This window comes from Marisediminitalea aggregata (genome assembly GCF_900129565.1).
In the GTDB taxonomy this organism is placed as follows: domain Bacteria; phylum Pseudomonadota; class Gammaproteobacteria; order Enterobacterales; family Alteromonadaceae; genus Alteromonas; species Alteromonas aggregata.
In genome coordinates this window covers 57,166-69,955 of sequence record NZ_FQWD01000002.1, presented here as the reverse complement: position 1 = coordinate 69,955, position 12,790 = coordinate 57,166, and the positions used below count along the sequence as shown (strand labels likewise).

Below are 12,790 nucleotides of genomic sequence, written 5' to 3'. Positions count from 1 at the left end.
AACTCCTTTATATGTGTAAATATATGGTTACACTTCCGTGCAGAATGGCTGACGCCCTATTATAACCTTCATCTATAACGGATATTGAGTCGAACCTAGCTTGGCCAATAGCTTTAGTACCTTGTAAATAAAGGCCCGAGGGTGTTTATGTATTGCAATAATCATTACTTTTTAAATCTAAAATAAACTTGACTATCTAATTTATTTGTGGTCGAAAATTGCTAGGTGCAAGGTCGTTTTGTTGGTTTTTTGTTCCATTTATGTGTTTTTTTGTAAAAGTCAAGTAAGTATTTGTGCTTAACGTCTCTTGATAAGCGTAAAAGTAAAAATGCCACTCCGACCACCCAATTAATTGATTGGTTCAAATTTATTTGCTAAAAGAATATGAGCGTACGGTTGGCAAAGATTGTGTAAATGTTTGTAAATCGATGTAACGCTGTTTTTTATATATAAAAAAATTACATTAATCCAGGGGATTACAATGAATAAAAATAACATGTCTAAGCTATCAAAAAGCGTTAGACTGGCACTACTTTTCGGTACAGTTACGGCGGCGACGCCAGCATTTGCACAAGATGCCGAAAATACTGACGAGACAGAAGGCAAACTTGTAGAGAAAATTGAAGTCACCGGCTCACGTATTTCTCGCATCGACATGGAGCCGACTCAGCTTGTAGATGCTATCGACGACAGCTATATCCGCGACCGCGGTATGACTAATGCAATTACCGCGCTCTTAGACCTGCCTGGCGTTGCTGCGGGTACAACGCCTGAAATTGGTGGTAACACAGCGGCAAGCTCTCAAGGCTTAGGTCAAAACACGATCAGTCTGTACGGTTTGGGATCTCAACGTACGCTGACACTGATTAACGGCAAACGTTTTATTTCCAGTAACTCACCTGTTGGTGGCGGCAGTGCGCCGGGAGCGCAGGTTGACGTTAACAATATTCCTGTATCATTGATTGACCGCGTTGAAGTCATGAAGGTAGGTGGTGCACCTGTATACGGCGCCGATGCCGTCGCCGGTGTAGTTAACTATATTCTGAAGCGCGATTATGAAGGTTTTGAAATTTCCTACGACTACACTTATCAGGATGGTATTTCAAGCGACCAGTCTGTACGTACTTTATTAGGCGGAAACTTCGACGGTGGCCGTGGTAACGTAACGGTAGCCTTCGAATATAACGAACAAGACAATATTGCAGCATTCAGAGTTCCAAGTCTCGCCAATGACTGGAGTAGCTTCACTCCATTCCCTGAAAATGGTGTACCAAATGCAGACGGTGAAATCCCTGTAAACCAGGTACGTTTGGTTCCAAACCCTCGAGCAGGCATTCTGTCAAATTCAGGTTTGATCACTCCGGGTTCACTGGGGCTGACAAACTATGGAATTGGCGCATGGGATGGGAACTTCATTCAGTTTAATCCTGATGGCTCCGGTACAATCGTTCCTTACGATCCGGGTATCGCACAAGATAATGCTGTTTGGGCTTCAGGCGGTGATGGCCTAAATCTGGGCGAAGCAAATACAGCTCGTGAAGGCTTCGAGCGATATAACCTGACTGTACTCGGTAGCTATAAAATTACCGATGACGTGAATTTAGACGTTTCATTTTTTGCGAACCGTTCAGATGCGTCTAACCAAGGTTATCAAGCAGTTCAGTACAGCTCCGGTGCTTTCCAGTATGACGGGGCCGCACTAAAATTTTCTACAGACAACCCATTCCTTGTGGACAGTGCTCGTGAAACGCTGGAAGGTTATCTGGGTGGACCTGGTGAATTCTACATGCACAAAGCATGGGTAAATTTGGGTCAACGTCAAATCATTAACGAATCTAATGTTTACAGTGCAAACGCCGAGTTAAATGGTGAATTTGAGCTGGACGATAAATTCTTTGATTGGTCGGTTGGGTACCAGAAAGGTATCAGCACTATCTATTCGCAAAGACAGAGTCTTGATACAGCTAAGTGGCTTAATGCTATGGACGTAGGTATCAACCCCGAAACTGGTGAAGTTGATTGTCGTTACAATTATGATCCGGATTTCGAAGGTGGATTTGTTCCATCAGGTAGTGGTGTAGCAGCGTTTGAAAATGTGCTTGGCCCTGTTGGAGACTGTGCGCCTTTGAACCCTTTCGGTTCGATTACCGATGCAGCAGCTTCTTACGTATTGTATAACGACCAAGGCCAAAGCCGAGTAGAACAGTCAATGTTCTATGCGTACCTTTCTGGTGAAATCGCTGAACTTCCAGCTGGTCCTTTAGCCTTTGCAACTGGTTACGAGCGTCGTATTGAATCTGCCGAGTTCCGTCCTGACGGTACAGCAACAATTTTAGGTTTTGCACCAAATGCGACTGCGGGTTCATATAAGACTGAAGATACTTATGCAGAGATCAGCGTTCCTGTTTTCTCTGAAGACATGGATATTCCTGTATTCTACTCTCTGAGTCTTGATGCATCTTATCGTAAAATTGATAATTCTCGCTCTGGCTCGGATGATGTTTGGGCATTAGGTTTGAATTGGCGTCCAATTGAAGACGTTATGATTCGTGGTAATATCGCTGAAACAGTCCGTGCACCAGCTGTAACTGAGTTGTTCCTGCCAGTAGTAGAAACAAGCTCATTTGCTACAGACCCTTGTGATAACCGTAACATTGGTGATGGGCCTAACCCTTCAGTACGTGAAGCTAACTGTCGCGCAGACGGTATTCCTGAAGGCTTCCTGAGTGAGATACAAAATGCGTCTCGTCGGGGCTTTACAGGTGGAAATGCAACGCTGAATAACGAACAGGCAGAAAGTGTTAACTACGGTATCGTTTATACGCCAAGTTGGGCTGAAGGTCTTGATTTGTCAATCGACTTTATCAAAATTGATATTTCTGATGCGATTGTTGAATTCTCGATTACAGACATTCTGAATGCCTGTTACGATGCGACTGACTTCCCGAATTCTTTCTGTAGTCAGTTTAACCGTATGGAAAATGGCCAGTTCCCTGGTGTTAACGCATTTACATCTGGTTATGTGAACGCAGCATTACGTAATTTCGAAGGTATCGAATACGCTGTTAACTATCGCAATGAACTTTCAGACTATCCGCTGGTGGGAAGTTTCTTCGGTGAAGGCAGTGGTGATCTGAACTGGTCATTACGTGCATTCAAGCAGCGTAAAAACGAAATTTCAAACACTGGTTTCGACTTTACAGACGATACTGGTCAGTGGAATGATCCAGACCTGACAGCTAACCTACAAGTTTCTTATTCTGTAGGTGACTTGTTCGCGTTTGTTGACTTCAACTATACCGCAGAAACAGAGCGTAACGTTGAGCAGACTGAACCGCTACAGTATATTGATCAAAATGGTAATCCGTACACTAAAGTGCCTTCTCGCATGTTAATTGATGTGGGTGCGACTTATCAGTTAACGGAAAATATTTTGATGCGTGCAAGTGTTCAAAATGCAACAGACTGGTATCCAAACCCAATTGAAATTTCAATTGGACGCTATACCTATGGAAGAACTTACAATGTAGGTTTCACCGCCAACTTCTAACGTACTGTTATTAAGTGATAAACGGGCTTCTTTATGAAGCCCTTTTTTTTCGGAGCAAATATGTATCAGACCCTTGTGGTTATTGACGACTTTTTGGACATTGCGGACGAGATTCGTTCCAGAGCATTGGCTATGGATTATCCGGTACTACCAGGAGAACAGTATTTTCCAGGTAGAAACTCAGCCGAATCATTACGTATCCAGGGGATGGACGAGTTAATTAGCAGAATTGTAGGAGAACCCTTGCAGCCTGCGGAAGGTACCAGCCATGGAAAATTCAGATTGGCGCTAGAGGGGGAAAGAGGCAAAGGCGGTGTGCATATCGACAACTGTGATTGGTCAGGTATTCTGTATCTGTCAAAAGACAAAGATTGTCAGGGAGGGACAGATTTTTATCGGCACAATCAGTTGAACAGTGATAGAGCTCCTTTAACGAAGCAAGATCTAGTAAAAATGGGATTGGATAACTTCGAATCTTTCTGGAAAAACATAATGCAACGAGACAATGTTGATTATGCAAAGTGGACATTAACGACACATATACCTATGCGCTATAATCGTTTAATTCTATTCAGGCCATGGCTGTTTCACGATGCAGGTAAAAGTTTCGGTAATACGCCTGAAAATGGTCGTTTGATTTATCCGCTATTTTATCGAAGAGCTAATTAGCACAGAGAAACATCTGGGTAATATTACAAAATTGTGATGAACCGGTATAAGCCTCATCTATCCACGGCTATACACTTCTATGTAGTTACTTATAAATAGGTTAACTAGAAAACGAGAGTATTGATCAATAACATACGCATGACATAGGTGAAGTTCGTTAAGTGAAAAATGTAACGTGATCAGCAACACCCGAACAACCGTGTATCTTTTGTCGCTATTTTATGACTGTGGTCATATTTTCGCTGAATTAACTCTCCCTTAGATATTTTATAGAATCTGCGTTGTATTCAATTAAATTAAAGACAGAATGCATCCTATAAAACTCTGTGCTGTGCAAATATGGTTCGGTGAAAGTCTGTTTTTCATACTTTTTACAGTGCGATAGTGAAAAGGAAAGTCATTCCGCGTTCGATTGCACAAGTGTCTGGTCCGATGATTCAGTAACTGAGAATGACTTGTATTGTTAAGGTTATGTAATTTATTTACAATTTCATGACTGACTAGACACAATAAAACAATCTGTTTGTATATTCACTGAGCAATTAACCTGTCATTGGGCTTGTGTAAAGAGCTTGTTACTTGACTCTTTCCACAATCTCGTGTGACTATAAGAAGTTCGTAGTACTACCGTCTCGACGGCTAATACTACCTTCCTAAATATAGAAATTTATACGCCCCTTGCGTGACAGTACTTTTATTACAAACGCAAGGATTCAAATAAGAAATTGGTTGGGAACTATGTCCAAAATGAGCAAGAGAACTCTTATTGCTTCTACTGTGATGGGTGCATTCGCACTGACTGGTAGCGCATTCGTCTCTGCAACTACTCTGAGCGATCTTCATAAAGAAGAAGCAAAGATGCATGCGGCTGCAGCGAAATCTCAGGAAAAAATCAACTCACTTTTCGAACAGTCACAGGAGTTGTTGGTTGAATACCGTGCGGTTGTTGACGAAACGGAAAACCTGAAAATTTATAACGATTACCTTGCAAGCCTGGTTGCTGACCAGCAGCGTGGTATTGATTCTTTACAGAGCCAAATCGACAGCATCGAAGATACTAAGAAAGGTATCGTTCCTCTGATGTTCCGTATGATCGATAGCCTGGAAAAATTTGTAGAGCTTGACGTTCCTATTCGTCTGGCTGAGCGTCAAGCGCGTATCGAGAGACTTCGCGATCTGATGGCTAACTCTAACGTAACTGTTTCTGAGCAGTTCCGTCAGGTACTTGATGCATACCTTATCGAAACTGAATACGGTACTCGTATCGCGTCTTATCAAGGTACACTTGATAACGCAGGTACTCAGGTAACCGTTGATTTCTTTAACTTAGGCCGTGCGGCAATGCTAGCGCTGTCTTTGGACCAAAAACACGCTTGGGTTTGGAACAATGACACGCGTTCATGGGAAACTTTGGGTGACGAATATCTTGGTTCAGTAAACGACGCTGTGAAAATGGCGAAAGGTCTGACCCCACCTGAGTTGATTAAACTTCCTATCAAAGCGGCGGAGTAAGCGTTAATGAAACCAGTATTTAAATCTCTAATTGCCGCAGCTACAGTCGCGGTTATGTCTTCTACAGCAGTTCAGGCTCAGGAGCCTGCATCTTTAGAAGACCTGTTAAATTCTGTTAAGGCTTCTCGTGCATCTGAGCAAAAAATCAATGCACAACGTGAAGCTGAATTCACATCAGCACGTGCTGACAAGCAAGCACTGCTGCGCAAAGCTGAAGCTGACCTGAAAGCAGAGCAAGCACGCGGTGATCGTCTGCAGAAACAATTCTCTGATAACGAAGTAACGTTAAACGAGAAAGCTGCTGAATTAGATCAAGCTACAGGTACGCTGGGTGAGATGTTCGGTGTTGTACGTCAGGCGTCTTCTGAAGCGTTTGGTCGTATTGCTACTTCAATCGTTAGCGCACAATACCCAGGTCGTGATGAATTCCTGGCTCGCATGTCAGAAGAATCAAAAGGTCTGCCTAACATCAACGAGCTGGAAGAACTGTGGTTCTCTCTGCAAACTGAAATGACTGAACAGGGTCAGGTTGTTCGATTCTCTGCGGACGTAATCGACCTTGACGGTGGTACAAACACACAAGAAGTTGTTCGTGTTGGTACATTCAACCTGATTGGTGACGAAGGTTACCTGACTTACGACAGCGAAAACAAAGTAATCCAACCACTTGGTCGTCAGCCTGACAGCCACTTAGTTGCTTCTGCTGAAGCGCTGCGTAATGCTACTTCAGGTATCGTTCCTTTCTATGCTGACCCTTCACAAGGCCAAATCCTGGGCCTGTTGAAGCAAAAAGCGACTATGTCTGAGCGTTATCACGCTGGTGGTGTAGTAGGTTACGTTATCACTGGTATGTTGATCTTGGGTCTGTTGATTGGTCTGTATAAATTGATCACTCTGACTCTGGTTGGTGGCAAAATCCGTTCACAGCTTAAAAACCCAGGTTCACCTTCAGAATCTAACCCTCTGGGCCGCATCCTGAAAGTGTATGCTGAGAACAAAGGCACTGACGCTGAAAACATCGAGTTGAAACTGGACGAAGCAATTCTGAAAGAACTGCCACGTATCGAAGCGGGTATCAACATCATTAAAATCTTCTCTGCAATTGCACCGTTACTGGGTCTGTTAGGTACAGTACTTGGTATGATTGCAACCTTCCAAACTATCACACTGTTCGGTACTGGTGACCCACGTATGATGGCAGGAAGTATCTCAATGGCACTTGTAACTACCGCTCAAGGTATTATTGCAGCACTGCCGTTGATCTTAACGCACAGCATTGTTGCTTCTAAGAGCAAGTCAATCGTTCACATCCTGGACGAGCAGACTGCGGGTATCATTGCTGCTCACGCAGAGTCGGAGAAAGCATAATATGGTTTACCTGATTGGATTATGGGAATCGGTCAGGGACTTTATCGCTACCGGCGGTGACGTACTTTACTTCGTTGCTGCCGCGCTCTTTCTCATGTGGGTATTAATGATTGAGCGCTACTGGTTTGTGACAGCAGTGTTTCCAAAAATGAGAAATCAAATTATTCATAATTGGAAAGCACGGTCAGATACCAAGTCTTGGTATGCGCATAGAATCCGTGAAGCGTGGATCTCTGAAGCATCTGATGAACTGAATGCCAGAATGCTGATTATACGTACGTTAGTTGCCATGTGTCCGCTTATCGGTCTGCTTGGTACGGTTACCGGTATGATCAACGTATTCGAAACAATGGCAACGCAGGGCACGAGTAACGCACGTCTTATGGCGGGCGGTATCTCGATGGCAACTATTCCAACTATGGCTGGAATGGTAGCAGCGCTCTCAGGTCTGTTTATCAGTACGCGTATAGAGGCCAAAGTTAAGATCGCGCGGGAAAAGCTAGTCGATAGCCTGCCGTTTGAGTAGAGAGAGAGATTATGGCTCGAAAAGTCAGAACCGAAGAAGAAGATGCTCAGGTTGACATGACGCCCATGTTGGACATCGTGTTCATCATGCTTATCTTCTTTATCGTGACAACGGTTTTCGTAAAAGAAGCCGGTATTGAAGTTAACAAGCCCGATGCGAGCCAAGCGTTCCTACACAAAAATGCCAACGTCTTCATTGCTATTACAGAAGATGGAGATGTGTGGTTGGATAAACGTGAGGTTGCGCTAGACAGCGTAAGGGCAAATTTAGAGCGTCTGCTAACTGAACAGCCAACGGACTATGTTTTTATTCAAGCTGATATAAAAGCAAAGCACGGTGTAGTGGTGAAAGTTATGGACCAGGTTAAAGCTGCAGGCATTGACCGTATTGCGGTAGCAGCGAGGAATTAACATGGGACGATTGATTGCTTCTATTTTAGTAGGTGCAGCGGTTGCATTCGGACTGTTTGTGGTAATGGCGAAGTTGATTGAAAACTCCGCTCGCCCGGCAGACGAAGTACCACCTGCGCCGGTAATTGATATTGTGATGCAAGCTCCGGATGAGGATGTGCAGACGCGTACTCGTGTTCCACCCCCTCCACCGCCGCCGCCTCAACAGCCTCCTAAAATGGAGCCAGTAGAGCCGGAAGATGCGGAGCCGGATGCGGATGGATTTAGTTTGGATATCCCAAATGTTGACACCGGCGGTGTTGGTGTAAACATTGGTGGTGTTGGCGCGATGCAAAGCGATGGTGACGCTACACCAATTGTACGTATCGATCCTAAATATCCTCCGCAAGCTGCACGCGATGGTAAAGAAGGCTGGGTTAAACTACAGTTTACAATCAACGAAGACGGTTCAGTGGGCGATATTGAAGTAATGGATGCTGACCCAAAACGTATTTTCGACCGCGAAGCACGTCGTGCTTTGGCAAAGTGGAAATACAAGCCTAAGATCGTTGACGGCAAACCTGTAAAACAACCTAACATGTTCGTACAACTTGACTTTAAACTGGAGCAATAATGATGATGAAATCAGCAATGTTCAAAAAGTCACTTGTAGCCGTTGCTTTCACACTGGGTGCTGCTGTATCAGCACCTGTTCTGGCGCAGTCTAATCCGCCAGTTGTGTGTCCGGGCTACGAAAAGGGTACAACTAATCTGGTTGGCGAACGCGTCGGTAAGAAAGTACAGAAAGCGTATGAAGCGTATGGCGAAGATCTAGTTGATGAAGCGATTGCCCAGTTAATGGACATCGATGCGTCAGAAGACTTCGACAAAGCTTATGTAAATCGCTTATTGGGTAACATGTTGGCGACTAAAGATGGGCAAGGGCCGAAAGCTCTTGGTTATCTGGCGTCTTCTGTTAACCCCAAAGTACTGAATGATCTTGAACATGCTCAAACGTTAAAGCTGATTGCTGATTTGAGCCTTCAGGAGAAGAAGTACACCGATGCGGTTAAGTATTATCAGGCGTGGTTGGATTTTACCTGTAAGGAAGATCCAGAAGTTTATACACGTATGGCAAACGCATATTACGAGCTTAAGCAGTTCGATAAGCTTATCGCTCCTGCTGACAAAGCCATTGCGTTGTACGAGAAGCCGAATAAGAATCCTTATGTTCTGAAACTGTCATCTTACTATGAGCGTAAGATGTATCCTGAAACGGTTAAGGTTGCAGAAGATATCGTAAACACCTTCCCTGAAGAAGGTAAATGGTGGGTTCAGTTAGGTCAATTCTATTTGATGGTAGAAGATTTTAAAAAGTCTCTGTCAACTTTGGAAATTGCCTACAACAACGGTTTTCTGACTAAGCCAAACCTGATCAAGATGTTGTCGCAGTTATACTCTACCAACAACATGCCTTTCAAATCAGCTGAAGTACTGGCTGAAAATGTAAATAAAGGCGTAGTTGAGAAAACTGCAGATAACCTTGCGGCGATTGCGAACAGCTATCACCAGGCAATGGAATACAAGGAAGCAGCAAAGTATTACGAGCAAGCTGCTGAACTGTCTTCTGACCCTGAATTCTATCGTAAGCAAGGCGTATTATTACTGGTTGCTGAAGACTACAAAGGTGCAATTAAAGCGTTAAACAACGCCCTAGCACGTGGTACTGAAGACGCAGGTAAAGTACACTTCAGTTTGATGGAAGCTAACTTCTACGCAGGCAATTTTAAACAAGCCTACGAGCACGTGAAGGAAGCGAAAAAGGATTCATCTATGCGTCGTAACGCGAATGCATGGGAACCTTACATTAAGCAAAAAGCGAAGAATCGCGGCATCAATATCTAATCAAAAAAGCGCCTCAGGGCGCTTTTTTATTACCTGCTTGCGCAACATGTTTCATTCAACCATATTTGCCATGTGACACTAATGGCGTTAGCTGTCTAGTTGCAAATTCATAAGCCTGTTTTTTACCGGTTAAGCCATATTGCTTAATAAACGGAAACAAGTCGTCAAAACAAGCTACAAAATTGTTAAGTACGTCTAAAGAGTGAGTCATCTTATTATTCATATCTGATGCTGTCGCGTTACAACGTGCCAATAACCAAACCACACTGCCTCTTGCATGTTGAATTTGTCGGTGCCCATTTATTACTTGTTTCAGAATGTCAGTATTGCAGGTTACAAAATCGTCATTCTCTGCCGCTAAGCAAGTCTCCGAAGCCCCGTCTTGTTTTATCACTGCGTTGAAAAACTCGGGGGTAGGGTGAACAGAGAGCTCCTGATAAAACCGTTGTGCAACCAGATTCCGTTTACTACGTGCTGTTGCTGTGAAGGGTTTCCACATTAACAAACTGTATTCGGCACTTGAGGCATCGCGTTTCAAGCCGGCTTTCACCGCTTCAAACCCACATGATTGCCAAAATCTCATCAGCGATTCGGTGGCGCCGAAGGAGGTCGTAAGCGCGTCTATCGACTGTTCGTTCAGCCAATGTATCAGAGCATGTATAAGGTTAGTTGCAATGCCTTTACGGCGATAGGCTTCAGACACGGCAATTCGATTAATCCGGCAATAGCGTTGAGTTGCCATTGCAGGGTCGGCGAGATACAAGCTAAGCGCCTGAGCCGATAAATGGCCATTGACCCGCCGTGTTCCGCTAGCTATATCGTTGGCCACTGGTTGTAGAATTGTACCGCCTTCTATCTGGATATTGATGACGCCCATCACGTCATCCTGATGCGTTGCAACCAGCGTATAGTTCTCTGGTGAATCACAGAGTCTGATTAATTCGTCTACCGTCGTTTGATAGTGAGCGGTCATTAGTAAAGACAGCACTTTGTTAAACGACTCTGGCGATTCAGCAGACAGAAAGGTGTACCGAACCTCTTCGGTATCTTTCCCTTTTGTTGATGTTGGGAGAGTCACTGAGTCGCCTTGCGAAGGTTCATCATCCAATTGCAGAGCCTGGTATAACGTCTCTTCAACAGGATCATCAGGCGCCCATCTGCATGGCATTGAAAGCGATACACGCTCATACGTTTTAAATTGTTGTTTAAGCCAGGGAATAAAGCGCGTTAGAAAGCCTCTGCCGGTACCTTCATAACCGCGCATTGTTGTGCTTAGTACAACGCGCTTAAAGTGAAGACAAAGAGATTGTAATGTGGGAATAGGCAAATTGGCTGCTTCATCAATGATCAGAACCGCTTCAGCGTCTTTATACAGTTCAGGGTGATCAACAGGTAGCCAGCGAATGCAATGTTCACCTTGTTGTATTTGTCGGGCTGACGTTTCGGGTATATCGGGGGCGATGTGTCTGACTCCCTTAAATATGGCGTTTACTGAGTCAGGGAAACGGCTGCAAATGATCACTGATTTACCGAACTTTAACCAGTGAGCCGCTAACATACCTAATAACGTCGATTTACCGCGGCCTCTGTCGGCAGTTAAAACACACATACCGGACTCTCTGACGGGACTAAGCTGGTCGAATGCCTGTTGCTGGTCTAATGATGCAAACGGGGCAGGGGCGAGCAGACTTAGATTTTGTGCTACAGGCTCTGGCTTGGGAAGTCGGCATATACCACCGTCCTCTATCAGGGCAATGTCTTGTCGGGAACAAAATAACTGGGCCATATAAGCTCTGAATAGGCTGTTTTCGCACGTTTGACCATAGCTCAAATAATGGTTAGTTGTGTGCTCAGTGTAGTAAGACCACTCAGCAGTTGGAGGGACGCAAAGTAACAGTATCCCGTTATCTGCTACTGTCCCTGCTAACGACAATAGGGCGCTGGGTCTGAATGCCTCGAAAGCATCGTATATGCCCAGTTTGCAGGATTGTCCGAGTAGTTGTGTAGCTTGCTTGAGGGGCAGGGCGCCCGGGACGCTAACCTGTGAACGCCCCAATGCAAGAACCGACTCAGTGCTGAAATGGCTAACAAACGGTAACAGCTGCTGTTTACAAAATGCCGGGCTACCGCTAATAACAACGAGTTGCCGGTGACAGCAACGCTGTTTTCTGGCAAGCAACCAATCTGATATTTGTTGTGAGTCTACACCGCTCATGTTACTGACCGTTATCGCTACCGTGTTGTCAGCGTCTGTGGGTAATTGTTGTGTGAATGAGCAACTAAGCACCACAGAGACTGGTAATTAAACTGTCGTGTCTGAGTTTATCATTTTCAACTGCGAAGACACATGGGCTTGCGCATCCTGATAAGGTAAAATAAAGCCACAGCAACAAATTACAGAGATTACTATGCGATTTTTAACGCGCAGGCTGGTCATGCCGAATGACCTCAATTATGCCTTTTCTTTATTCGGTGGTCGTTTATTGCAGTGGATAGACGAAGAAGCCGCTATTTATGCCATTTGTCAGTTGGAAACCAATTGTCTGGTAACAAAACACATTGGTGAAATTTCATTTGAATCACCGGCTTTACAGGGTGACATTGTCGAGTTCGGACTGGCGACGAAAGCCGTTGGGAGAACCTCAATTAGCGTTTCCTGCCTGGTGCGAAACAAGGCAACCAAGAAAACCATCTGTCTGGCAGATGATATTGTGTTTGTAAAAGTAGATCCTGAAACCCGCTTGCCTGTGCCGCATGGAAAGACCATGGAAGTATTGGAGCAGCAGACGGCCGAAGAGATTGGCAAACTCAATATTGATGTGTAGCGTTGAGTAATAGTCTGGCGGCAACAGCGTTAGCCGCCAGCCTGTA

General features: G+C 44.5%; 10 protein-coding genes. 9 read left to right on the top strand and 1 reads right to left on the bottom strand.

Annotated features, from left to right (window positions below; genetic code table 11):
• Window positions 1-481: 481 nt before the first annotated feature.
• The 8 genes from BUB81_RS04360 (at window position 482) to BUB81_RS04325 (ending at window position 9,919) form a co-directional block, all read left to right on the top strand.
• Window positions 482-3,550 carry a TonB-dependent receptor domain-containing protein gene (locus tag BUB81_RS04360; protein ID WP_073318930.1) on the top strand — a complete coding sequence of 1,023 codons (3,069 nt, stop codon included), beginning with the start codon at window positions 482-484 and terminating at the stop codon, window positions 3,548-3,550.
• A 60-nt stretch (window positions 3,551-3,610) separates the two neighbouring features.
• A complete protein-coding gene (locus BUB81_RS04355; protein WP_073320913.1) occupies window positions 3,611-4,219 on the top strand; it encodes a DUF6445 family protein in 609 nt (202 codons plus the stop codon).
• A gap of 747 nt (window positions 4,220-4,966) precedes the next feature.
• Window positions 4,967-5,731, top strand: a complete 765-nt coding sequence (locus BUB81_RS04350) for a DUF3450 domain-containing protein (protein WP_073318928.1) — start codon at window positions 4,967-4,969, stop codon at window positions 5,729-5,731.
• Between the two features lie 6 nt (window positions 5,732-5,737).
• On the top strand, window positions 5,738-7,099 hold the full coding sequence (locus tag BUB81_RS04345) for a MotA/TolQ/ExbB proton channel family protein (RefSeq protein WP_073318926.1): 1,362 nt from the start codon (window positions 5,738-5,740) through the stop codon (window positions 7,097-7,099).
• 1 nt (window position 7,100) lies between these two features.
• Window positions 7,101-7,625: a MotA/TolQ/ExbB proton channel family protein gene (locus tag BUB81_RS04340; protein ID WP_073318924.1), complete on the top strand. Its 525-nt coding sequence runs from the start codon at window positions 7,101-7,103 to the stop codon at window positions 7,623-7,625.
• An 11-nt stretch (window positions 7,626-7,636) separates the two neighbouring features.
• Entirely contained in the window at window positions 7,637-8,035 is a 399-nt protein-coding gene (locus BUB81_RS04335) for an ExbD/TolR family protein (protein WP_073318921.1), read from the top strand.
• Window position 8,036: 1 nt separating this feature from the next.
• A complete protein-coding gene (locus tag BUB81_RS04330; RefSeq protein ID WP_073318918.1) occupies window positions 8,037-8,648 on the top strand; it encodes an energy transducer TonB in 612 nt (203 codons plus the stop codon).
• A gap of 5 nt (window positions 8,649-8,653) precedes the next feature.
• The gene (locus tag BUB81_RS04325) at window positions 8,654-9,919 is read left to right on the top strand and encodes a tetratricopeptide repeat protein (RefSeq protein WP_370242701.1); all 1,266 of its coding nucleotides are present in this window, start codon (window positions 8,654-8,656) and stop codon (window positions 9,917-9,919) included.
• Between the two features lie 55 nt (window positions 9,920-9,974).
• Here BUB81_RS04325 and BUB81_RS04320 read toward each other — a convergent pair whose 3' ends face one another.
• Complete coding sequence (locus BUB81_RS04320) at window positions 9,975-12,134, bottom strand: GNAT family N-acetyltransferase (RefSeq protein WP_073318915.1); 2,160 nt, start codon at window positions 12,132-12,134, stop codon at window positions 9,975-9,977.
• A 193-nt stretch (window positions 12,135-12,327) separates the two neighbouring features.
• Here BUB81_RS04320 and BUB81_RS04315 point away from each other — a divergent pair, with 193 nt between their 5' ends.
• Window positions 12,328-12,744 carry an acyl-CoA thioesterase gene (locus tag BUB81_RS04315; protein ID WP_073318912.1) on the top strand — a complete coding sequence of 139 codons (417 nt, stop codon included), beginning with the start codon at window positions 12,328-12,330 and terminating at the stop codon, window positions 12,742-12,744.
• The last annotated feature ends 46 nt before the right edge of the window (window positions 12,745-12,790 follow it).

Bases quoted from the DNA above. Each gene is read 5' to 3' on its own strand.
- BUB81_RS04315 (WP_073318912.1), top strand. From the start codon at position 12,328: ATGCGATTTTTAACGCGCAGGCTGGTCATGCCGAATGACCTCAATTAT.
- BUB81_RS04340 (WP_073318924.1), top strand. From the start codon at position 7,101: ATGGTTTACCTGATTGGATTATGGGAATCGGTCAGGGACTTTATCGCT.
- BUB81_RS04350 (WP_073318928.1), top strand. From the start codon at position 4,967: ATGAGCAAGAGAACTCTTATTGCTTCTACTGTGATGGGTGCATTCGCA.
- BUB81_RS04355 (WP_073320913.1), top strand. From the start codon at position 3,611: ATGTATCAGACCCTTGTGGTTATTGACGACTTTTTGGACATTGCGGAC.
- BUB81_RS04325 (WP_370242701.1), top strand. From the start codon at position 8,654: ATGAAATCAGCAATGTTCAAAAAGTCACTTGTAGCCGTTGCTTTCACA.
- BUB81_RS04330 (WP_073318918.1), top strand. From the start codon at position 8,037: ATGGGACGATTGATTGCTTCTATTTTAGTAGGTGCAGCGGTTGCATTC.
- BUB81_RS04360 (WP_073318930.1), top strand. From the start codon at position 482: ATGAATAAAAATAACATGTCTAAGCTATCAAAAAGCGTTAGACTGGCA.
- BUB81_RS04335 (WP_073318921.1), top strand. From the start codon at position 7,637: ATGGCTCGAAAAGTCAGAACCGAAGAAGAAGATGCTCAGGTTGACATG.
- BUB81_RS04320 (WP_073318915.1), bottom strand. From the start codon at position 12,134: ATGAGCGGTGTAGACTCACAACAAATATCAGATTGGTTGCTTGCCAGA.
- BUB81_RS04345 (WP_073318926.1), top strand. From the start codon at position 5,738: ATGAAACCAGTATTTAAATCTCTAATTGCCGCAGCTACAGTCGCGGTT.